We start from the raw sequence: 20,644 nt of genomic DNA on the forward strand, positions 1-20,644 counted from the left end.
CTCTTCCGCATAAACCGCAACCGTGCGCTTCCCCAGCTCATTCGCAGCACGCATCACACGGATCGCTATCTCGCCACGGTTCGCTACCAATATCTTGCGGAACATGGACTTCCCCTCTCCCATGTCAGGTGATCGCGAAACCCTATCTCTGCCGCAGTGCGGCGCAAGCGGGAAAATGAAAACCATAGCAAATTAACACCTGCTTCGGGCGTGGTTTTGCAAACCCTGGAAAAGGCACGTCCTGATGCGACGCTTCTCCGTGTGAATGCGTCCGGGGTGCATCGCGCCGCGTCCGCGCAGAAAATCCGCTTTGCGGAGACCGGCCTGCGCGAGGCCCCGTTGACCCTTGCGCGGCACTTGCCTAGGAGAGGGGGCGCCTTGTGCAGGAGTAACCCATGTCGAACCTCGCAGCCCCCCGTTCTTTCCAGGAAATCATCCTGCGTCTGATGAGCTATTGGGCCTCGAAGGGCTGCGCGGTGCTGCAACCCTACGATATGGAGGTCGGCGCGGGCACCTTCCACCCGGCGACCACGCTGCGCTCGCTCGGCTCCACGCCCTGGGCCGCGGCCTATGTGCAGCCCTCGCGCCGCCCGACGGATGGCCGCTATGGCGAGAACCCGAACCGGCTGCAGCACTACTATCAGTATCAGGTGCTGATCAAACCTTCGCCCGCAAACCTGCAGGAGCTGTATCTCGGCTCGCTGGAAGCGATCGGCATCGACCTCGGCCTGCACGACATCCGCTTCGTGGAAGACGACTGGGAGAGCCCGACGCTCGGCGCCTGGGGTCTTGGCTGGGAGGTCTGGTGCGACGGGATGGAGGTGAGCCAGTTCACCTATTTCCAGCAGGTCGGCGGGCATGACTGCAAGCCGGTTTCGGGCGAGCTGACCTACGGGCTGGAGCGGCTTGCGATGTATGTGCTGGGCATCGACCATGTGATGGAGATGCCGTTCAACGACCCGGACGCGCCGATCGCGCTGAGCTATGGCGATGTGTTCCGCCAAACCGAAGAAGAATACAGCCGCCACAATTTCGATGCGGCCAATACCGACATGCTGCTGCGCCATTTCGAGGATGCCGAGGCCGAATGCGAGCGCCTGCTGGCCTTCCCGGCCGAAGACCCGAATTCGGGCAAGCGCATCGTCATGGCGCATCCGGCCTATGACCAGTGCATCAAGGCCAGCCACCTGTTCAACCTGCTGGATGCGCGCGGCGTGATCTCGGTGACGGAGCGGCAGGCCTATATCGGCCGCGTGCGCGCGCTGGCGAAGAAATGCGCCGATGCCTTCGTGCAGACCACGGCGGGCGGCTGGACCCCTGCAGGGGATGCGGCGTGAATGGCAAGCTGGTCGGAGGGGGGATCGTGCTCGGTGCGCTGATCGCCGGGGCCGGCGTCTGGTATGCGCAGGTCTATGGCTATTACCACACGGTCGATGCCGCGACGCCTGCGGCCGAAATCCGGCTGACCGCGCTCGGCGGGGCCGAGGAGCCGGTGGCCACGACCGGGTTCGAGGGGATCGACGCGGGCAGCTCGCCGCTGCGGTTCCGCGGCTGCTTCCGCACCAGCGTGTCGATCGCGACGCTGACCGAGACCTACAAGGTCTATGAACACCCGACGCCGCTCACCGCGCCCTCCTGGTTTGGCTGCTTCGATGCGGGCCGGATCGGCGCCGATCTGGAGGCGGGCCGCGCGGTGGCCTTCCTGTCCGAAATGAATGTCCACCCCGGTGTCGACCGCGTGGTGGCGATCTATCCCGATGGCCGGGCTTATGCCTGGCAGCAACTGAATGACAAGGCGGGGGAGTGACATGCCCGATCTGCTGATTGAACTCTTCTCCGAGGAAATCCCGGCGCGGATGCAACCCGGCGCCCGCGAGGCGCTGAAGAAGCTGGTGACCGACGGGCTGGTGGAGGCGGGGCTGAGCTATGGCCATGCCGCGGCCTTTTCTACGCCGCGTCGGCTCACGCTCGCGATCGAAGGGCTGAGCGCCGAAAGCCCGACGCTGCGCGAGGAGCGCAAGGGCCCGCAGACCAGCGCCAACGAAAAGGCGGTGGAGGGCTTCCTGCGCTCGACCGGGCTCACGCTCGATCAGCTGGAGATCCGCGACGACAAGAAGGGCCAGGTCTATTTCGCGGTGGTGACGAAGCCCGGCCGCAAGGCGCCCGAGATTGTCGCCGAGGTGCTGGAGCGCACGATCCGCACCTTCCCCTGGCCCAAATCCATGCGATGGGGCGCGGGCAGCCTGCGGTGGGTGCGCCCGCTGCATTCGATCCTGTGCATCCTGAGCGATGAGGCCGGCGCCGAGGTGGTGCCGCTCACGGTCGAGGGCATCGTTGCGGGCAAGACCACGCGCGGCCACCGCTTCATGGCGCCGGCCGAGTTCGCGGTGAGCTCCTTTGAGGATTACGCGGCGAAGCTGAAGGCGGCGAAGGTCGTGCTCGACAGCGCCGAGCGCGAGGAGACGATCTGGAACGAGGCGAAGACGCTGGCCTTCGCGCGCGGGCTGGAGCTCGTGGAGGACAAGGGCCTGCTGGCCGAGGTGGCGGGGCTGGTCGAATGGCCGGTGGCGCTGATGGGGGATATTGCCGAGGGCTTCCTCGGGCTGCCGCCCGAAGTGCTGCAGACCTCGATGAAGGAGCATCAGAAGTTCTTCTCGGTGAAGAACCCCAAGACCGGGCGGATCGAGGGCTTCGTCACCGTCGCGAACCGCGAGACGGCCGATCATGGCGCGACGATCCTGAAGGGCAACCTGAAGGTGCTCTCGGCGCGGCTGTCGGATGCGAAATTCTTCTGGGAGCACGACCTGCGGGTGGTGAAGACCGAGGGGCTGGAGGGCATGGGCGCGGGGCTCGCGCAGGTGACCTTCCACAACAAGCTCGGCTCGCAGAAGGCGCGGATCGACCGGATCGAGGCGCTGGCGCGCGAGATCGCGCCGCTGACGGGGGCTGCGCCCGACCTCGCGGCCGAAGCCGCGCGGGTGGTGAAATCCGATCTGCGCTCGGCCATGGTGGGCGAATTCCCCGAGCTGCAGGGCCTGATGGGCAGCTATTACGCGCGCGCCGCGGACCTGCCCGAAGCGGTGGCCGAGGCCTGCCGCGGGCATTATTCGCCGCTCGGGCCCTCGGATGCGGTGCCGAACGCGCCGGTGACGGTGGCCGTGGCGCTGGCCGACAAGCTCGACACGCTGACGGGCTTCTGGGCGATCGACGAGAAGCCGACCGGATCGAAGGATCCCTTCGCGCTCCGCCGCGCGGCTCTGGGGGTGATCCGGCTGGTGCTGGGGAATGGGTTGCGGGTTGGGTTGCTGCAACTAATTGGCAAGGCGCATGTCCCGTACCGACAGTATTGGAGCGAACGTTTCAACGTTTTTATTGCTATGGAACATGTCGATGATGCCGATACTGGAATCAAGGGCGTTCCATATTGGCGTTCTGAGTTCCGAATTTATCCTGCCGACGCGGACATTGATGTCGCGTGTGATACTGTTTGGGCGATCCGATCAGAAAATCCGGAAGCTGCTTTCGACAGCTCCAAGAAGTTTTCATTCGGCGGCAACAAGGTTACTGGCCAGAATGACGACTGGATTATCACAGTTCCACAATTCAAGTTTATGCCGAACCTCCTCTCCTTCTTCCACGACCGCCTCAAGGTCTATCTGCGCGACCAGAACATCCCGCATGACGTGATCGACGCGGTGCTGGCGATGCCGGGGAGCGACGACCTGACGCTGGTGGTGAAGCGGGCGGAGGCGCTCGCGGCCTTCCTGAAGACGGACGACGGCACCAACCTGATCCAGGGCTTCAAGCGCGCGAACAACATCCTCGCGCAGGCCGAGGCGAAGGACGGCGTCGAATACAGCTTCGGCGCCGATCCGAAATTCGTCGAAGGGGCGGAGGAGGCCGCGCTGTTCGCCGCGCTGGATGCGGCGGAGGCCGCGATCGGCCCGGCGATGCAGGCCGAGGATTTCGCAGCCGCCATGGCTGCGATGGCCGCGCTGCGCGCCCCGATCGACGCCTTCTTCACCGCGGTGCAGATCAATGCCGAGAACCAGATCGTCCGTCGCAACCGGCTCAATCTGCTGTCGCGCATCCGCCAGATCTGCCTGAGCGTTGCCGATCTGACCCGGATCGAGGGCTGAGCCCTCGGTTCCCCGACCATCGTCACACTTGCGAAAGCCGCGGTTCGGCCTATCCTGCTCTCAACCCGAGGGATCGCTGCGATGCAGAAATACGCGGATTTCGCCGAATTCACCGAGATCACGCCCATCGCGGAGATCTCCAAGGCGCGGCATGGCTGGCGGGCGAAATGCCTGCAGCGGCTGATCCGGCTGGATTTGCCGGTGCCGCAGACGGTCGCGCTGCCGACAGAAACGGTGCGCGCGATTGCGGCCGGGCAGATGCCCGATACGCAGCGCATCGCCGAGATCTTCGGGAGCGATTTTCTGGTCTCCGTCCGCTCCAGCCCGGAGAACCCCGAATGGGGCGGCCCGGGTACGGTGCTGAACGTGGGCATCAACGATTCGGTGCATGCGCGGCTGGCCGAAAGCCATGGCCGCGAGGCGGCGGATGCGCTCTATCTGCGCTTCGTGCAGGGCTATGCGACGAACGTGGCCCGGCTCGACCCGGACATGTTCCACGACGATCCGGGGCCGGGGGCGCTGCGCGCGGCGCTGGCCACCTACCGCGCCGAGACGGATGAGGACTTCCCGCAATCGCCCGCGCGGCAGCTGGGCGAGGTGCTGCGCTCCATGGCGCGCGCCTGGGAGGGCACGACCGCGCGGCTGTTGCGCCAGGCGAAGGGCGCGCCCGCGGAGGCGGTGCTCGGGCTCGTGGTGCAGCGGATGGCGCTTGGGATCGGGCCGGGGTTTTCGGGCTCGGGGACGATGCAATTCGTGGATTCCGTGACCGGCGGGCCGCGCATCACCGGGCGCTTTCGTGGCCAGAGCCAGGGGCGCAAGGCCTCGGTCGAGACGCTGTACCTGACGCGCGATCCGCGCGGCGCCTCGCTCGAAGAGGCCGACCCGGAGATCTTCGCGCAGCTGATCCGCGATGGCGGGCGCTGCCGCGAGAAACTGCGCGAGGAGATGCAGCTCGAATTCACCATCGAGAGCGGCAAGCTCGCCGTGATCGACGCGATCCGGGTCACCCGCTCGGCGCGGGCGGCGGTGCGCATCGCGGTGGCGCTGGCGCGCGACGAGGTGATCAGCCGCGAGGATGCGCTGCTGCGGGTGGAGCCGCGCGCGCTGACCGAGCTTCTGCACTATCAGGTCGATCCGCGCGGCCCGCGCGACCATCTGGCGCGCGGCATCGCCGCCTCGCCGGGGGCGGCAACGGGCAAGATCGTGTTCTCGGCCGCAGCGGCACAGGCCGCGGCCGCGCGCGACGAGCCCTGCATCCTGGTGCGGCGCGAGACCGTGCCCGAGGATGTGCGCGGGATGCATGCGGCGGTGGCCGTGCTGACCGAGCGCGGCGGCATGACCAGCCATGCGGCGGTGATCGCGCGCGGGCTCGGGCTGCCCTGCATCGCGGGCTGCGCCGAGATTTCCATCAACACCCGCGACCGGGTGATGACCGCGGCCGACGGGCGCAGCTTCCGCGAAGGCGATGTGATCACCGTGGATGGCACCAACGGCGAGGTGCTGGCTGGCACGGCCGACATGCTGGAGCCCGCGCTGGACGACGGCTTCCGCACGCTGCTGCACTGGGCCGACAATGTGCGCGACATCGGCATCCGCGCCAATGCCGATACCCCCGAAGACGCCCGCACCGCGCGGATGTTCGAGGCCGAGGGCATCGGGCTCGCCCGCACCGAGCACATGTTCTTCGACGAGGACCGGCTCACGGTGATGCGCGAGATGATCTTCGCCGATACGCCGAACGACCGGCGCGTGGCGCTGGAGCGGCTCTTGCCGATGCAGCGGGCGGATTTCATCACTCTGTTCGACATCATGGCGGGGCAGCCGGTCTGCATCCGGCTGTTCGACCCGCCGCTGCACGAATTCCTGCCGCATGACCGCGAGGGGATGCGGGAGCTTGCGGAGGCGCTGGACCGGCCGCTGTCGGAGGTGACGCGGCGCTGCGAGGCACTGCGCGAGTTCAACCCGATGCTCGGGATGCGGGGCGTGCGGCTCGGGGTGACCATCCCCGAGATCTACGACATGCAGGCCCGCGCCATCTTCGAGGCGGCGGTGGAGGCGCGCCGGCGTGGCGCCCCGGTGGTGCCGGAGGTGATGATCCCGCTGGTCTCGGCCGCACGCGAGGTGGAGTTGGTGAAGACCCGCATCGACGCCGTGGCGGCGGCGGTGCGCAACGAGATGAAGGCGAGCTTCACCTACCGGCTCGGGGTGATGGTGGAGACGCCGCGCGCGGCCCTGCGCGCCGGAGAAATCGCCGAGCACGCCGATTTCCTGTCCTTCGGGACCAATGACCTGACGCAGATGACCTACGGATTGTCGCGCGATGACGCGGGCAGATTCATGAACAATTACGTCAAACAGGGCGTTTATGCCGAGGATCCGTTCCACATTCTCGATGTCGAAGGCGTTGGGGAACTGCTGCTGATTGGTGCCGGAAGAGGGCGTAATGCCCGGCAAAATATCACTATTTCCGTCTGTGGTGAACACGGTGGTAACCCCGAATCAATCGCCTTCTGCCGGGCGGCGGGGTTCGATTACGTCTCCTGCTCGCCGTTCCGGGTGCCGGTCGCCCGTTTGGCGGCGGCGCATTTCGCGCTTCTGGCGCCGCGCGGCCGGGGCGGTATCTGAACCATCTTGACGTAATGATTCCTCTGGCGTTTTGAGTTGCTTGGAAATAGATATCGAAGATGTGATCCGGCCGTGAGTCGGGTTGCATCTGCGCGAATTTCCGCCGCTAAACGGCTGAATTTCGCCTATTTTTGAATCGATATGTGGACAGGCGGCGTTAATTTCGATTAACCGCCTCGGGTCCCGGCCATGTGCCGGGGCGATTGTCCTTATCGGAAGGCCTACATGTCAGTGCTGAAAAGCTGGACGGGGGGCGCGATTGTCCTCCTTGCCCTTGCCGGAGGCTTGCGTGCCGAAGTTACGGTAAGCCAGTCGAACGATCCCGGCGCAGAGGCGGAATCGGGGCTTGTGTCGTTGCTTGGCGAAGAGCGGGCGGCGTTGGGGTCGGTGTCGGGCGCGCGGATGAACGCGCTCGTGGCGGATCCTGCAGAAGGATCCAACCGGGCAGACGGCACCGGCCGTCTGACCGAGGCCTGGCTCGATGCGCAGCCGGTGCCGGATCAGGATGCGCAGGTGCAGTGCCTCGCCTCGGCGATGTATCACGAAGCGCGCGGCGAAGGCGTCGCCGGGCAGCGCGCGGTGGGCGAGGTCGTTCTCAACCGGGTGGATGACGTCGCCTTCCCGAAGACCGTCTGCGGCGTGGTGAACCAGCGCTCGGGCCGGAGCTGCCAGTTCAGCTATGTCTGCGATGGCCGCTCCGACGCGCCGGGCAACATGGCCGCCTACCGCCGCGCCGAGAAGCTCGCTCGGGCGATGCTCGATGGCGCTCCGCGGACCCTGACCGATGGCGCCACCTATTTCCACACCGTATCGGTGCGCCCGAGCTGGTCGCGCCGGTTCGAGAATACCACCCGGATCGGGGCGCATCTGTTCTACCGCAAATCGGTGCAGACTGCCTCCAACTGAGGTCGCTTGACGGTCGGGTTGTGACGTTTCGGGGTGGGCTTGGGTCCACCCCGTCGTTATATCCTTGGGGCGAAACTGGACCGGATCCGATGACCACCGACACTTCCCTCGCCTTCGCGCATCCCGAGGAGCGCGCCGTCGCTTCGGCGCCTGCGGACCCGCGCGACCGGATCAGCCTGCGCGACCACATCGTCAGCGCCGACATTGGCGCCTTCCAGCAGGAGCGCGGCCATGGCCAGCGGCTGCGGTTCAACGTGGTGGTGGAGGTGCGCCCCGCGCCCGCGCCGCTGGAGGATGACGTCGACCGGATCCTCTCCTACGACCGCATCACCGAGGCCATCGCGGCCGAGCTTGCGGCGGAGCGGCTGAACCTGCTCGAAACGCTGGCCGAGCGCGTGGCGGAGCGGATCCTGGCGGAGCCGCAGGCGATGCGCGTTTTCGTGCGGATCGAGAAGCTCGACCGCGGGCCCGGGGCTCTGGGCGTCGAGATCGTGCGCGCGCGCGCCGCGGTGCCGGTGGCGGCGATCGGGGGGCAGGCCGATCTGCATCCGGTGGTGGCCTGGATTTCCAATGAAGCGATCGCGGCGCCGGGCCTCGCCGCGCGGCTCGATCGGCTGCAGGCCTCGGGCGCGCCGGTGATCCTGGCGGTGGGCCTGCCCGATGCCCCGGTGCCCGAAACCGGGCAGAAGCCGACGCAGCGGCGCATCGACCTGCTGGCGATCGAGCAGAACGCCTGGATGCTCGCCGCGCGCGACCGGCGCTGTGTCGTCGTCGCGACCCGGACCGAGATCGACTGGGCGATGAAGCATGGCCAGATGGTGGTCTGGGCGCCCTCCAAGATCGTGCTGGATGCGGTGGACGGGCCGAAGGGGCCTGCGCGCGATTCCATCGCGCTGGCGCTGTGGCTCGCCGAACAGATGGCGGCGGAGCGGCTGGAGCTTCACGGCGATGTTTCGGTCCCGGCAGGAAGCCGCGTGCCGGTGATCGCCTGCGGGGCCTGAAGGCTTGTCAATCGGGCCGTGGCGCGCGATAGCACCTGCATGAAGCAATACTACCGCCCCATCGCCCAGTTCGACCCTGTCCGCCCCGAAGGCGCGCTGCCGCTTGCGGGCGGGTGGTGCTGGTTCGATGCGGTGGAGGTGCTGGACCGCGCGGGCGGGCGGGCGCGCATTGCGGCCGGGGATCTGCCCCAGCCTGTTCGGGCGCGGCTGACGGAGCCGCGCTCGGAGATTGCCGGGCTCGGCATGGATTCCCCCCGCGTGATGGGCATCCTGAACCTGACCCCGGACAGCTTCTCCGACGGCGGGCTCTACAAGGATCTGGCGCCGGCGCTCAGCCATGCGCAGGAGATGATCGCGGCGGGGGCGGATGTGCTCGATCTGGGGGGTGAATCCACCCGGCCGGGCGCGCAGGACGTGCCGGTGGCCGAGGAAATCGCCCGCACCGCGCCGACGATCATCGCCCTGCGCGCGGCGGGCGCGCGGGTGGCTCTCTCGATCGATACGCGCAAATCCGCGGTGGCGCGGGCGGCGCTCTCGGCCGGGGCGGAGATCGTCAACGATGTGGCCGCGATGGAATTCGACCCAGGCATGACCGGGGTCGTCGCATCGGCGGGGGCGGCGATCTGCCTGATGCATGCGCAGGGCGATCCGCAGACGATGCAGGCCGCGCCGGCCTATGACGATGTGCTGCTCGACGTTTACGATTACCTCGAGGCGCGCGTCGCGGAGGCCGAGGCGGCGGGCATTGCGCGCGCGCGGATCCTCGTGGATCCGGGCATCGGCTTTGGCAAGACGGTGGCGCATAATCTCGCGCTGCTGCGGGGGCTGAGCCTGTTTCACGGGCTGGGCTGCGCGATCCTGCTCGGGGTGTCGCGCAAACGGTTCATCGGCGCGCTCGCCGGGGTGGAGGTGGCGCGCGAGCGTATGCCCGGCACCCTCGCGGTCACGCTGGCGGGGGTGGCGCAGGGCGCACAGATTCACCGGGTCCATGATGTGGCCGAGGTGGTGCAGGGGCTGCGGCTTTGGGAAGCGATCAGAAAGGGTGCGGCATGACGCGGAAGCTTTTCGGCACGGATGGGGTGCGCGGCGAGGCGAACAGCTGGCCGATGACCGCCGAAATGGCGCTGAAGCTCGGCGCGGCGGCGGGGCGGTATTTCCGGCGCGATTCCGGCAATGGCTACCGGGTGGTGATCGGGAAGGACACGCGGCTCTCGGGCTACATGCTGGAGAATGCGCTGACCGCCGGGCTGACCTCGACGGGGATGAACGTGCTGCTGCTCGGCCCGGTGCCGACCCCGGCGGTGGGCTATCTGACCCGCTCGATGCGGGCGGATCTCGGGATCATGATCTCCGCGAGCCACAACCCGGCGCGCGACAACGGGATCAAGTTCTTCGGCCCGGACGGGTTCAAGCTCTCGGATGAGGCCGAGGCCGAGATCGAGGCCATGGTCGCGGGCGAGGTGCGCCTCGCGCAGCCGCAGAACATCGGCCGCGCGAAGCGGATCGACGATGGAATGGGCCGCTATGTGGAATATGCCAAGACGACCTTCCCGGCGCGCGGGCGCCTTTCCGGGATGAAGGTGGTGATCGATTGCGCGAATGGTGCGGCCTACAAGGCGGCGCCCGAGGTGCTGTGGGAGCTGGGCTGCGAGGTGATCCCGGTCGGGGTCGCGCCCAATGGCCACAACATCAACGAGAAATGCGGCTCCACCTTCACCCGCACCGCTTCGGAGGCGGTGGTCTGGCACAGCGCGGATTTCGGGATCTCGCTCGATGGCGATGCCGACCGGGTGATGATCATTGACGAGAAGGGCGAGGTCGCCGATGGCGACCAGATCATGGCGCTGTTCGCGCGCCGCTGGGCCGAGGAGGGGCGCCTGCGCGGCGGCGCGCTGGTGGCCACGGTGATGTCGAACCTCGGGCTCGAGCAGTTCCTGACCGGGCGCGGGCTCCGGCTGGAGCGCACCAAGGTCGGTGACCGCTATGTGGTCGAGCGGATGCGCGAGGGCGGGTTCAACCTTGGCGGCGAGCAATCCGGCCATATCGTGATGACCGATTACGCCACCACCGGCGACGGGCTGATGGCGGGGCTGCAGTTCCTGGCGGCAATGGCCGAGACCGGGCGCCCGGCCTCGGAGCTCGCGAAGCAGTTCGATACCGTGCCGCAATTGCTGAAGAACGTGCGCTACGGCGCGGGGCAGGAGCCGCTGGCGGCCGAGAGCGTGCAGAAGGTGATTGCCGATGCCGAGGCGCGGCTGCAAGGGCAGGGGCGGCTCCTGATCCGCAAATCCGGCACCGAGCCACTGATCCGGGTGATGGCGGAATGTGGCGACGAGGCCGTGCTGAATGCCGTGGTCGGCGAGATCGTCGCCGCGGTGGAGGCGGCGGTCTAGAGCGCGAGGCCGTAGCGCAGCGCGGCCAGGGCCTCAATGCCCGTCCAGATCAGCCCGGTGATGGCCCAGCCGCCCCGTGCGCGCAGCCGAAGGAGCGCGCGCAGCACGACGCCGCGCCATAGGGCCAGCAACAGCGCCGCCCCGCGCAGGAGCGGCGCCAGCGCTTCGGGCGCCTGCGCATAGACCAGCCCGCCCAGCAGCACCAGAACCGGCACCACCGCCAGCAGGATGCCATAATTCCCGAGCCAGAACGTATCGCCGAAGCCGAGCCGCCCCGAGATCAGGTCGCGGAACCATTGCCCGTGGAAGATCCGGGCGCGGTCGGCTTGGATACGGGCGAGCTCTTCAGGGCTGGGATCGGGCATCGGGGTCTCCTTCGCGGGGCAGGGTAGGAACAACCGCGCGCGGCCGCAAACGAAAAGGCGCGGCTCCCGGAGGAGCCGTGCCCGCGCCACGGGGGGCGAAGGATCAGTTGCGGTCTTTGTCGACCAGCTTGCCCTTGCCGATCCAGGGCATCATCGCGCGCAGCTTGGCGCCGACCTGCTCGATCTGGTGCTCGTCGTTCAGGCGGCGGGTGGCCTTGAAGAACGGCTGGCCGACGGCGTTTTCCTGCATGAAATCGCGCACGAACTTGCCGTTCTGGATGTCTTGCAGGACTTCCTTCATCCGCGCCTTGGTTTCCGCGTAGGGCAGGACGCGCGGGCCCGAGACATACTCGCCATATTCGGCGGTGTTCGAGATCGAGTAGTTCATGTTCGCGATGCCGCCTTCATAGATCAGGTCGACGATCAGCTTCACTTCGTGGAGGCATTCGAAATAGGCCATCTCGGGCTCGTAGCCCGCCTCGACCAGGGTCTCGAAGCCCATGCGGATCAGCTCCACCAGGCCGCCGCACAGCACCGCCTGCTCGCCGAACAGGTCGGTTTCGCATTCCTGGCGGAAGTTGGTCTCGATGATGCCCGAACGGCCGCCGCCGATGGCGGAGCAGTAGGACAGGCCGATTTCCATCGCCTTGCCGGTCGCGTCGTTGTGCACGGCCACGAGGCAGGGCACGCCGCCGCCCTTCACATATTCGCCGCGCACGGTGTGGCCCGGGCCCTTCGGCGCCATCATGATCACGTCGACGCCCTTCTTCGGCTCGATCAGGCCGAAATGCACGTTCAGCCCGTGGGCGAAGGCGATGGCGGAGCCTTCCTTCAGGTTGTCATGAACGTATTTCTTGTAGGTCTCGGCCTGCAGTTCGTCGGGCATGGTGAACATGATCAGGTCGCACCAGGCGGCCGCTTCGGCGATGCCCATGACCTTCAGGCCTTCGGCTTCAGCCTTCTTCGCCGAGGGCGAACCCTCGCGCAGCGCGACAACGACGTTCTTCGCGCCCGAATCGCGCAGGTTCAGCGCATGGGCGTGGCCTTGCGAGCCGTAGCCCAGGATGGCGACCTTCTTGTCCTTGATCAGGTTCACATCGCAATCGCGATCATAATAAACGCGCATCGGTTCCTCCGGTTTTGCTGCCGTCAGGATAGGCGTCTGGCAAAAACTCTCAGATCAAAGTTTGATAAATTGCGCATCGGTGGGTAAGGATCATGCGTGATATTTTGCATTGGTGAGAAAATCATGCAGATCGACGATACCGACCGGCGTATCCTGCGGCATCTACTGGCGGAGCCGGGCATGGCGACGGCCGATCTGGCCGAGCGCGCGGGCCTCACCACCGCCACCTGCTGGCGCCGGATCGAGAAGCTGCGCGAGGCTGGGGTGATCCGCGGCGCGCAGGCGGTGATTGACTGGCGCCGGCTCGGCTGGGAGGTGGAGGTCAGCCTGCGCTTCACCTTGGACAAGACCAACCCCCGCGCCTTCGATGAGTTCCTCGCGGCCGCGCGCGAGGTGCCCGAGGTGCTGGAGATCCAGACCTTCCTCGGCCAGACGGATGTGCGCCTGAACGCCATCGCCCGCGACATGGCGCATTGGCAGGAGATTTACCGCGCCCGGATCCTGACCCTGCCGCATATTCAGGATACCGAGGCGCTGATGCTGATTTCTACCCTGAAGGATACCGAGGAGCTGCCGCTGTGATCGCGCTCGACGATCTGGACCGGGCGATCCTGCGCGCGCTGGAGGCCGATGGCACGCTCACCGCCGGGGCGCTCGGGCGGCGGCTCGGGCTGTCTCAGCCGGCCTGCTGGCGCCGGATCCGGCGGCTGGAGGAGGAGGGCATCCTCGCCGGGCGGCGGCTGGTGCTGGATCATGCGGCGGTGGGATTCGGGGTGACGGTATTCCTTGGCGTGAAGCTCGCCGCGAAGGGGCGGGTGAGTTTCGAGGATTTCGAGCGCGCTTTGACCGCGATCCCCGAGGTGCAGGTGGTGCAGCACGTCCTGGGCCTGTTCGACTACCGGGTGAAGGTGCGCGCCCGCGACATCGCCGATTTCGAGCGCGTGCTGCGGCGGCGGATCATGACGCTGCCTGGCCTTGGGCAGGTGGAGGCGAATGTGCTGCTCTCGGAGGAGCGGCTGGCGGGGCCCCTGGGCTGACTGCCTGATTTTTCGGCAATAATCGGAGAGTACGAGCCGTGGCCCCCGCCCGGGATGGACCTTGCGCCGGATCGGCGGTTAGATCGGGGCAAGGGGAAGCCATGTTCGACACATCCGACCAGATCCGCATGCAGCGCAGCCAGGGCGAGGCCTCGGCGGCCTTTGCGGGCGGGCGCCTGCGCGGGCTGCGCCAGCAGGGCTCGGCCAAGGCGCTGTTGCCGCGGGTGCGGGGCGTGCCGGAGGTGGTGTTCCTGAACACATCGGGCGGGCTCACCTCGGGGGACCGGCTGTCCTATGCCACTGAAACGGATGCGCGGATGGTCGCGACGACCCAGGCGGCCGAGCGCGCCTACCGCGCCGATCACGGGCCTGCGAAGGTCAGCGTGCGGCACCGGGTAGAGGGGGCGGGCTGGCTCGACTGGCTGCCGCAGGAAACCATCCTGTTCGACCGGGCGGATCTGGACCGCGAGACGGTGATCTCGCTTGGGCCAGAGGCGGGCTGCCTGATGCTGGAGGCGGTGGTGCTGGGCCGGGCGGCGATGGGCGAAACGGTGCGCGCGCTGCGCTTTCGCGACCATCGGCGGATCGAGCGGGCCGGGCGGCCGGTGTTTCTGGAGCCGCTGACGCTTTCGGCTCCGCAGCCCCGGCATGCGCTCCTCGGGGCTGCGCGGGCCTTCGCGACGCTGGTTCTGTGCGCGCGCGGGGCGGAGGATGCGGTGGCCGCGGCGCGCGGCGCACTGACGGTTCCGGGGGTGGAGGCCGCGGCCTCCGGCTGGGACGGGAAATGCGTGGTGCGGCTGCTGGCGGCGGATGGCTGGCCGCTGCGCCAGCAGATCCTCGCGCTGATGGCGGCACTGCGCCGAAGCGCTGCCCCGCCGCGGGTCTGGCAATTGTAACGCGCCGCGACGGGCGGCAAACGGAAGGCGCCGCACGGGCGGCAGCGACGAGAGGACGACGATGAACCTGATCCCGCGCGAGAAGGACAAGCTGCTGATCAGCCTTGCCGCCATCGTGGCGCGCAACCGGCTGAGCCGCGGCGTGAAGCTGAACCACCCCGAGGCGATCGCGATCATTTCCGATTTCGTGGTGGAGGGCGCGCGCGATGGCCGCACCGTCGCCGATCTGATGGAGGCGGGCGCGCAGGTCATCACCCGCGAGCAATGCATGGAGGGCATCCCCGAGATGATCCATTCGATCCAGATCGAGGCCACCTTCCCGGATGGCACCAAGCTCGTCACCGTACATCATCCGATACGTTAACTTCGGAGGGCAATGATATGATTCCAGGTGAGATTTTTCCCGCGGAAGGCGATATATCCCTGAACGAGGGGCTCGAGGCCATCACCCTGAGCGTAGCCAATACCGGGGACCGGCCGATCCAGGTGGGCTCGCATTACCATTTCGCCGAAACCAACGCCGGGCTGAGCTTCGACCGGGACGCGGCGCGGGGGATGCGGCTCGACATCGCGGCCGGCACCGCGGTGCGCTTCGAGCCCGGGCAGACGCGCGAGGTCCGGCTGGTGCCCTATCGCGGCGGCCGCAAGGTCTATGGATTCAACCAGGCCGTGATGGGCGCGCTGTGAGGTGGCGCGCGCTGTCTCTGCTGCTGTGCGTAGGGGCTTTTTTGCCCGCAGCGGCGCAGGATTGCGCCACCGCCACGACACAGACCGAGATGAACGCCTGTGCCGCGGCCGCCTATCAGGGCGCAGATGACCGGCTGAACGGCGTGTACAAGCAGGCGGCGGCTGCGGCCAGGCTATCGGGCGGCGAGGCGCCCGCGCAGCTGCTGGCGGCGCAGCGCGCCTGGATCGGCTACCGCGATGCGGCCTGCGCGGCGGAGGCGGGGCTTTACGCGGACGGCACGATGCAGCCGCTGGTGCAGGCGAACTGCATGAAGACTTTGACCGAGCGGCGCACCGAGGATCTGCGCGCGGCCTATCTGTCGAATTGAGAGGAACGGCATGGCTACCAAAATCTCGCGCGGCACCTATGCCGACATGTACGGGCCCACGACCGGCGACAAGGTCCGGCTTGGCGATACCGAGCTGATCATCGAGGTCGAGCGCGACCTGACCACCTATGGCGAGGAGGTGAAGTTCGGCGGCGGCAAGGTCATCCGCGACGGCATGGGCCAGAGCCAGATCTCCCGCGCGGGCGGGGCGATGGACACGGTCATCACCAATGCGCTGATCCTCGACCACACGGGCATCTACAAGGCCGATATCGGCCTGCGCGACGGGCTGATCGCGAAGATCGGCAAGGCCGGCAACCCCGATACGCAACCGGGCGTGGATATCATCATCGGCCCGGGCACTGAAATCCTGGCGGGCGAGGGCAAGATCCTGACCGCGGGCGGCATGGATGCGCATATCCATTTCATCTGCCCGCAGCAGATCGAGGATTCGCTCTATTCCGGGGTGACCTGCATGCTCGGCGGCGGCACCGGCCCCGCGCATGGCACGCTTGCCACCACCTGCACGCCGGGGCCCTGGCACATCGGGCGGATGCTGCAATCTTTCGAGGCCTTCCCGATGAATCTCGCGCTTTCTGGCAAGGGCAATGCCTCGCTGCCCGAGGCGCTGGTGGAGATGGTGGCGGCGGGGGCCTCCTCGCTGAAGCTGCACGAGGACTGGGGCACCACGCCCGCCGCGATCGACTGCTGCCTGAGCGTGGCCGACGAGATGGACGTGCAGGTGATGATCCACACCGACACGCTGAATGAATCGGGCTTCGTGGAAAACACGCTGGCCGCGTTCAAGGGCCGCACCATCCACGCCTTCCATACCGAAGGTGCGGGCGGCGGCCATGCGCCCGACATCCTGAAGGTGGTGGGGGCGCCGAATGTGATCCCGTCCTCCACCAACCCGACCCGGCCCTATACCGGCAACACGCTGGAAGAGCACCTCGACATGCTGATGGTCTGCCATCACCTGGACAACAAGGTGCCCGAGGACGTGGCCTTCGCCGAAAGCCGGATCCGCAAGGAAACCATCGCGGCCGAAGACATCCTGCACGACATGGGGGCGATTTCGATCATCTCCTCCGACAGTCAGGCGATGGGCCGGGTGGGCGAGGTGATCACCCGCTGCTGGCAGACCGCCGACAAGATGAAGAAGCAGCGCGGCCGCCTCTCCGAGGAGACCGGCGACAACGACAACATGCGCGTGCGCCGCTATGTGGCGAAATATACGATCAATCCGGCGATCGCGCATGGCGTGTCGCAGCATATCGGCTCGGTCGAGCCCGGCAAGCGCGCCGATCTGGTGCTCTGGGAGCCGGCCTTCTTTGGGGCAAAGCCTGAGATGGTGCTGATGGGCGGGATGATCGTCGCGGCGCAGATGGGCGATCCGAACGGCTCGATCCCGGCGCAGCCGTTCTACACCCGGCCGATGTTCGGCGCCTATGGCCGTGCGCTCCCGGCGAATACGGCCACTTTCGTCTCGGGGGCAGCGATCGAGGCGGGGGTGGCCGAACAGCTCGGCCTCGGGCGCCAGGTGCTGGCGGTGAAGGGCACGCGCGGCATCGGCAAGGCCGACATGAAGCTGAACGCCGCCCTGCCAAAGATCGAGGTCCATCCCGAGACCTACGAGGTGCGCGCCGATGGCGTGCTGCTGACCTGCGAACCCGCGCGCAGCCTGCCGCTCGCGCAGCGCTATTTCCTGTACTGAGGGGCCGCGGATGACGGAGATTGCGCGCGCGGGCCGGGTCCTGCCGAAGGGCGCGTGGCAGGGCGCTGCGGAGAGTATCGCGCTGGATTACGAGGGGCGGTTCCTGCGGCGCAAGCGGCTGGTCACGGCGAAAGGGCTCGCGTTCCTGGTGGATCTGCCGGAAGTTGCGAACCTCAGCGGCGGGGAGGCCTTCGCGCTGGAGGACGGGCGGCTCATAGAGGTGCGCTGCGGGCTGGAGCCGGTGCTCTCCATCACCGGCGATCTGGTGCGGCTCGCCTGGCACATCGGCAACCGGCATACGCCCTGCCAGATCGAGCCGGGGCGGCTGGTGATCCGGGCCGATCATGTGCTGGAGGCGATGCTGCGCCAGCTCGGCGCGCGGGTCACGGCCTCGGTGGAGCCGTTCCGGCCGGAAGGCGGCGCCTATGGCATGGGCCGCACCATGGGCCACGAGCATGGCCATGCGCATGGGCCGGGGCAGTTCCATGTCCACCTCTGAGCAGATGCATGCGCTGCTCAGCCTGGTGCAATGGCTGTCGCCCGCGTTCCCGACCGGCGCCTTCGCCTATAGCCACGGGCTGGAGCAAGCCATTGCCGCCGAAGACATCACCACCGAGCAGGATCTGGAGGAATGGCTCTCCGATATTCTGGCCTGCGGGGCGGGGTGGAACGATGCGGTGCTGATGGCCTGCGCGCTGCGCGGCGAGGCGCTGGAGGAGCTGTCGGATATCGCCCGGGCGCTGGCCGGGTCCATGGAGCGGCTGCGCGAGACCGAAGAGCAGGGCGCGGCCTTCACCGAGGCGCGGGCCGGGATGACTGGGGAGCTGGCGGGCTCCCTGCCGCTGCCGCTCGCGGTGGCGCGGGCGGCGCAGGGGCTCGCGCTGCCGGATCTGCAGGTGATCGCGCTGTTCCTGCATTCCTTCGCGGCCAATCTGGTCTCTGCCGCGGTGCGCTTCGTGCCGCTCGGGCAGGCGGCGGGGCAGCGGGTTCTGGCGGCGCTGCATCCGCTGATCGGGATTCTGGCGGAGCGGGCGCTGCTGGCCACGCGCGAGGATCTGGCGAGCTCCGCCTTCCGCGCCGATCTCGGGGCGATGGCGCATGAAACGATGGATGTGAGGATCTTCAAGACATGACGAACGGGCCTTTGCGGGTGGGAATCGGCGGGCCGGTGGGCGTGGGCAAGACGACGCTGACCGAGCAGCTGTGCCGGGCGCTGGCGGGGCGCTGCTCGATGGCGGTGGTCACGAACGACATCTACACCCGCGAGGATGCCGAGGCGCTGATGCGGGCGCAGGTGCTGCCGGCGGAGCGGATCCGCGGGGTGGAAACGGGCGGCTGCCCGCATACGGCGATCCGCGAGGATGCCTCGATCAACCTCGCCGCGATCGCCGATCTGAACCGGCAGTTCCCGGATCTGGATCTGGTGCTGATCGAATCGGGGGGCGACAATCTGGCCGCGACGTTCAGCCCCGAACTGGCCGATCTGACGATCTATGTGATCGATACCGCAGCCGGGCAGGACATTCCGCGCAAGCGAGGCCCCGGAGTGAGCCGCTCGGACCTTCTGGTCGTGAACAAGACCGACCTCGCGCCCTATGTGGGGGTGGATCCGGTGCTGCTGGAGCAGGACACGCAGCGCGCGCGCGGCAGCCGGCCCTATATCATGGCGCAGCTGCGCAAGGGTGTGGGCGTCGCCGATGTGGTGCGCTTTCTGGAAACCGAAGGCGGGCTCGCGCTCGCGACTGTCTGAGCCCCGGAGGGCACGGTTTTGCGGCGATGGCGGGCGGCCGGCCCGCCGTCGCCTTCGGCACCCAATGCGCCGCTTTCGGCATGGTGGCCGGGCGTTCACGCAGGCGCGATCAGGCATTTGCTCTGAAATCAGGCCGATGCGGCAATGCTGCGCGTTTTTTGTGCATTTTTGACGGCTGCGTTGCGAAGCGCCCGGGCGCATGCGGCGCGAACTTGCCGCCTGTCTCCGCGCCCGGTTCACTGGCCGCAGGGGACCTTCAGGGCCGCGAAGGGGACGCGGCGGCGCCATGGGCGCAGGAACAACCCCGGTAACAAACCATAGGGAAAAAGATGACAGGGATGCGTAACTACCTGCTCGGCGCCACGCTTGCCACGCTGCTTTCGGCCGGAGGAGCCTTTGCCGAGGGCGACACGATCAAGGTCGGGGTGCTGCATTCGCTTTCCGGAACGATGGCGATTTCCGAAACGACGCTGAAGGACACCGTCCTGATGCTGATCGACGAACAGAATAAGAAGGGCGGCATCAACGGCAAGAAGCTCGAGGCGGTGGTGGTCGATCCGGCTTCGGACTGGCCGCTGTTCGCGGAAAAGGCGCGCGAGCTGCTGACCGTGGACAAGGTGGATGTGATCTTCGGCTGCTGGACTTCCGTCAGCCGCAAATCGGTGCTGCCGGTGATCGAGGAGCTGAACGGGCTGCTGTTCTATCCGGTGCAGTATGAGGGCGAGGAATCCTCGAAGAACGTGTTCTATACCGGCGCGGCGCCGAACCAGCAGGCAATCCCGGCGACGGATTATTTCATCGACGAGCTGGGCGTGCAGAAATTCGCGCTCTTGGGCACCGACTATGTCTATCCGCGCACCACGAACAACATCCTCGCGGCCTATCTGAAATCGAAGGGGATCCCGGAGAGCGACATCTTCGTGAACTACACCCCGTTCGGCCAGTCGGACTGGTCGAAGATCGTGGCCGATGTGAAGGCGCTCGGCGCGGATGGCAAGAAGGTGGGCGTCATCTCCACCATCAACGGCGATGCGAACATCGGCTTCTACAAGGAGCTGGCCGCTTCGGGCATCACCGCGGAGCAGATCCCGGTCGTGGCCTTCTCGGTGGGCGAAGAGGAGCTTTCCGGCCTGGGCGAGGGCGACCTGAAGAACCTGGTGGGCCAGCTCGCCGCCTGGAACTACTTCGAGAGCGCCGACACCCCGGCCAACAAGGCGTTCATCGACCAATGGCACGCCTTCACCAAGAACGACAAGCGCGTGACCAATGACCCGATGGAAGCCACCTATATCGGCTTCAACATGTGGGTGAACGCGGTGACCGCCGCAGGCAGCACCGATGTGGACAAGGTCTCGGATGCGATGATCGGCCAGAAGTTCCCGAACCTGACCGGGACCGAGGCGGAAATGCTGCCGAACCACCACCTGACCAAGCCGGTGCTGATCGGCGAGATCAAGGCCGATGGCCAGTTCGACATCATCAGCCAGACCGAACCGGTGCCGGGCGATGCCTGGACGGATTTCCTGCCGGAATCGGCGGTGCTGGACTCGGACTGGAAGACGCTGAAATGCGGCATGTACAACAAGGACAGCAAGACCTGCGTGCAGCTGAAATCGAACTACTGATCTGAGGGG

At 67.2% G+C, this 20,644-nt stretch carries 22 protein-coding genes; 19 read left to right on the plus strand and 3 right to left on the minus strand.

From position 1 onward, the window contains the following. On the minus strand, window positions 1–105 hold a 105-nt coding region (locus ACOMG5_RS10470), incomplete at its 3' end, for a biotin carboxylase N-terminal domain-containing protein (RefSeq protein ID WP_420343800.1). 290 nt (window positions 106–395) lie between these two features. Between ACOMG5_RS10470 and ACOMG5_RS10475 the strand changes: the two genes are divergently transcribed. The 8 genes from ACOMG5_RS10475 (at window position 396) to glmM (ending at window position 11,064) form a co-directional block, all read left to right on the plus strand. Beyond that, window positions 396–1,337: a glycine--tRNA ligase subunit alpha gene (locus tag ACOMG5_RS10475; protein ID WP_420343744.1), complete on the plus strand. Its 942-nt coding sequence runs from the start codon at window positions 396–398 to the stop codon at window positions 1,335–1,337. Next, window positions 1,334–1,807 (plus strand): DUF6446 family protein, encoded by a 474-nt coding sequence (locus ACOMG5_RS10480; protein ID WP_420343745.1) that lies wholly within the window; start codon window positions 1,334–1,336, stop codon window positions 1,805–1,807. Before ACOMG5_RS10475 ends, ACOMG5_RS10480 begins: the two co-directional genes overlap by 4 nt. Window position 1,808: 1 nt before the next feature. After that, window positions 1,809–4,139 (plus strand): glycine--tRNA ligase subunit beta, encoded by a 2,331-nt coding sequence (gene glyS, locus ACOMG5_RS10485; RefSeq protein ID WP_420343746.1) that lies wholly within the window; start codon window positions 1,809–1,811, stop codon window positions 4,137–4,139. 81 nt (window positions 4,140–4,220) lie between these two features. Further along, complete coding sequence (locus ACOMG5_RS10490) at window positions 4,221–6,764, plus strand: putative PEP-binding protein (protein WP_420343747.1); 2,544 nt, start codon at window positions 4,221–4,223, stop codon at window positions 6,762–6,764. 225 nt (window positions 6,765–6,989) lie between these two features. Further along, window positions 6,990–7,670, plus strand: coding sequence for a cell wall hydrolase (locus tag ACOMG5_RS10495; protein WP_420343748.1), 681 nt, complete (start codon window positions 6,990–6,992; stop codon window positions 7,668–7,670). 89 nt (window positions 7,671–7,759) lie between these two features. Beyond that, complete coding sequence (locus ACOMG5_RS10500) at window positions 7,760–8,671, plus strand: dihydroneopterin aldolase (protein WP_420343749.1); 912 nt, start codon at window positions 7,760–7,762, stop codon at window positions 8,669–8,671. 39 nt (window positions 8,672–8,710) lie between these two features. Continuing rightward, the gene (gene folP / locus ACOMG5_RS10505; protein WP_420343750.1) at window positions 8,711–9,724 is read left to right on the plus strand and encodes a dihydropteroate synthase; all 1,014 of its coding nucleotides are present in this window, start codon (window positions 8,711–8,713) and stop codon (window positions 9,722–9,724) included. After that, window positions 9,721–11,064, plus strand: a complete 1,344-nt coding sequence (glmM, locus tag ACOMG5_RS10510; RefSeq protein WP_420343751.1) for a phosphoglucosamine mutase — start codon at window positions 9,721–9,723, stop codon at window positions 11,062–11,064. Before folP ends, glmM begins: the two co-directional genes overlap by 4 nt. On the opposite strand, the gene ACOMG5_RS10515 is transcribed toward glmM, so the two are convergent. Beyond that, the gene (locus ACOMG5_RS10515) at window positions 11,061–11,429 is read right to left on the minus strand and encodes a hypothetical protein (RefSeq protein WP_420343752.1); all 369 of its coding nucleotides are present in this window, start codon (window positions 11,427–11,429) and stop codon (window positions 11,061–11,063) included. The two genes, glmM and ACOMG5_RS10515, sit on opposite strands and share 4 nt — an antisense overlap. 103 nt (window positions 11,430–11,532) lie before the next feature. Further along, a complete protein-coding gene (gene ilvC / locus ACOMG5_RS10520; protein WP_420343753.1) occupies window positions 11,533–12,555 on the minus strand; it encodes a ketol-acid reductoisomerase in 1,023 nt (340 codons plus the stop codon). A 123-nt stretch (window positions 12,556–12,678) separates the two neighbouring features. Here ilvC and ACOMG5_RS10525 point away from each other — a divergent pair, with 123 nt between their 5' ends. The 11 genes from ACOMG5_RS10525 to urtA all read left to right on the plus strand — a co-directional run bounded on the left by ACOMG5_RS10525 (window position 12,679) and on the right by urtA (window position 20,635). Continuing rightward, window positions 12,679–13,137: an Lrp/AsnC family transcriptional regulator gene (locus ACOMG5_RS10525; RefSeq protein WP_420343754.1), complete on the plus strand. Its 459-nt coding sequence runs from the start codon at window positions 12,679–12,681 to the stop codon at window positions 13,135–13,137. After that, complete coding sequence (locus ACOMG5_RS10530) at window positions 13,134–13,592, plus strand: Lrp/AsnC family transcriptional regulator (RefSeq protein WP_420343755.1); 459 nt, start codon at window positions 13,134–13,136, stop codon at window positions 13,590–13,592. Before ACOMG5_RS10525 ends, ACOMG5_RS10530 begins: the two co-directional genes overlap by 4 nt. A 101-nt stretch (window positions 13,593–13,693) precedes the next feature. Then, entirely contained in the window at window positions 13,694–14,488 is a 795-nt protein-coding gene (locus ACOMG5_RS10535) for an urease accessory protein UreD (protein WP_420343756.1), read from the plus strand. A gap of 61 nt (window positions 14,489–14,549) precedes the next feature. Beyond that, a complete protein-coding gene (locus ACOMG5_RS10540; protein ID WP_420343757.1) occupies window positions 14,550–14,852 on the plus strand; it encodes an urease subunit gamma in 303 nt (100 codons plus the stop codon). 17 nt (window positions 14,853–14,869) lie between these two features. After that, window positions 14,870–15,175 carry an urease subunit beta gene (locus ACOMG5_RS10545; RefSeq protein ID WP_420343758.1) on the plus strand — a complete coding sequence of 102 codons (306 nt, stop codon included), beginning with the start codon at window positions 14,870–14,872 and terminating at the stop codon, window positions 15,173–15,175. A gap of 41 nt (window positions 15,176–15,216) precedes the next feature. Beyond that, window positions 15,217–15,543 (plus strand): lysozyme inhibitor LprI family protein, encoded by a 327-nt coding sequence (locus tag ACOMG5_RS10550; RefSeq protein WP_420343759.1) that lies wholly within the window; start codon window positions 15,217–15,219, stop codon window positions 15,541–15,543. Between the two features lie 10 nt (window positions 15,544–15,553). Then, window positions 15,554–17,260, plus strand: a complete 1,707-nt coding sequence (ureC, locus tag ACOMG5_RS10555) for an urease subunit alpha (protein ID WP_420343760.1) — start codon at window positions 15,554–15,556, stop codon at window positions 17,258–17,260. Window positions 17,261–17,270: 10 nt separating this feature from the next. Beyond that, window positions 17,271–17,759, plus strand: coding sequence for an urease accessory protein UreE (locus ACOMG5_RS10560; RefSeq protein ID WP_420343761.1), 489 nt, complete (start codon window positions 17,271–17,273; stop codon window positions 17,757–17,759). Beyond that, complete coding sequence (locus ACOMG5_RS10565; RefSeq protein WP_420343762.1) at window positions 17,746–18,393, plus strand: urease accessory protein UreF; 648 nt, start codon at window positions 17,746–17,748, stop codon at window positions 18,391–18,393. Before ACOMG5_RS10560 ends, ACOMG5_RS10565 begins: the two co-directional genes overlap by 14 nt. Next, the gene (gene ureG, locus ACOMG5_RS10570) at window positions 18,390–19,010 is read left to right on the plus strand and encodes an urease accessory protein UreG (RefSeq protein WP_420343763.1); all 621 of its coding nucleotides are present in this window, start codon (window positions 18,390–18,392) and stop codon (window positions 19,008–19,010) included. Before ACOMG5_RS10565 ends, ureG begins: the two co-directional genes overlap by 4 nt. Window positions 19,011–19,339: 329 nt before the next feature. Continuing rightward, window positions 19,340–20,635, plus strand: a complete 1,296-nt coding sequence (gene urtA / locus ACOMG5_RS10575) for an urea ABC transporter substrate-binding protein (protein WP_420343764.1) — start codon at window positions 19,340–19,342, stop codon at window positions 20,633–20,635. The last annotated feature ends 9 nt before the right edge of the window (window positions 20,636–20,644 follow it).

This window comes from Paenirhodobacter sp. (assembly GCF_041916475.1).
GTDB lineage: Bacteria > Pseudomonadota > Alphaproteobacteria > Rhodobacterales > Rhodobacteraceae > Rhodobacter.

Excerpts from the sequence above, each read along its gene's own strand:
- ACOMG5_RS10475 (WP_420343744.1), top strand. The coding sequence starts at position 396 with ATGTCGAACCTCGCAGCCCCCCGTTCTTTCCAGGAAATCATCCTGCGT.
- glyS (WP_420343746.1), top strand. The coding sequence starts at position 1,809 with ATGCCCGATCTGCTGATTGAACTCTTCTCCGAGGAAATCCCGGCGCGG.
- ACOMG5_RS10490 (WP_420343747.1), top strand. The coding sequence starts at position 4,221 with ATGCAGAAATACGCGGATTTCGCCGAATTCACCGAGATCACGCCCATC.
- ACOMG5_RS10495 (WP_420343748.1), top strand. The coding sequence starts at position 6,990 with ATGTCAGTGCTGAAAAGCTGGACGGGGGGCGCGATTGTCCTCCTTGCC.
- ACOMG5_RS10500 (WP_420343749.1), top strand. The coding sequence starts at position 7,760 with ATGACCACCGACACTTCCCTCGCCTTCGCGCATCCCGAGGAGCGCGCC.
- folP (WP_420343750.1), top strand. The coding sequence starts at position 8,711 with ATGAAGCAATACTACCGCCCCATCGCCCAGTTCGACCCTGTCCGCCCC.
- glmM (WP_420343751.1), top strand. The coding sequence starts at position 9,721 with ATGACGCGGAAGCTTTTCGGCACGGATGGGGTGCGCGGCGAGGCGAAC.
- ACOMG5_RS10515 (WP_420343752.1), bottom strand. The coding sequence starts at position 11,429 with ATGCCCGATCCCAGCCCTGAAGAGCTCGCCCGTATCCAAGCCGACCGC.
- ilvC (WP_420343753.1), bottom strand. The coding sequence starts at position 12,555 with ATGCGCGTTTATTATGATCGCGATTGCGATGTGAACCTGATCAAGGAC.
- ACOMG5_RS10525 (WP_420343754.1), top strand. The coding sequence starts at position 12,679 with ATGCAGATCGACGATACCGACCGGCGTATCCTGCGGCATCTACTGGCG.
- ACOMG5_RS10535 (WP_420343756.1), top strand. The coding sequence starts at position 13,694 with ATGTTCGACACATCCGACCAGATCCGCATGCAGCGCAGCCAGGGCGAG.
- ACOMG5_RS10540 (WP_420343757.1), top strand. The coding sequence starts at position 14,550 with ATGAACCTGATCCCGCGCGAGAAGGACAAGCTGCTGATCAGCCTTGCC.
- ACOMG5_RS10545 (WP_420343758.1), top strand. The coding sequence starts at position 14,870 with ATGATTCCAGGTGAGATTTTTCCCGCGGAAGGCGATATATCCCTGAAC.
- ureC (WP_420343760.1), top strand. The coding sequence starts at position 15,554 with ATGGCTACCAAAATCTCGCGCGGCACCTATGCCGACATGTACGGGCCC.
- ACOMG5_RS10560 (WP_420343761.1), top strand. The coding sequence starts at position 17,271 with ATGACGGAGATTGCGCGCGCGGGCCGGGTCCTGCCGAAGGGCGCGTGG.
- ACOMG5_RS10565 (WP_420343762.1), top strand. The coding sequence starts at position 17,746 with ATGTCCACCTCTGAGCAGATGCATGCGCTGCTCAGCCTGGTGCAATGG.
- ureG (WP_420343763.1), top strand. The coding sequence starts at position 18,390 with ATGACGAACGGGCCTTTGCGGGTGGGAATCGGCGGGCCGGTGGGCGTG.
- urtA (WP_420343764.1), top strand. The coding sequence starts at position 19,340 with ATGACAGGGATGCGTAACTACCTGCTCGGCGCCACGCTTGCCACGCTG.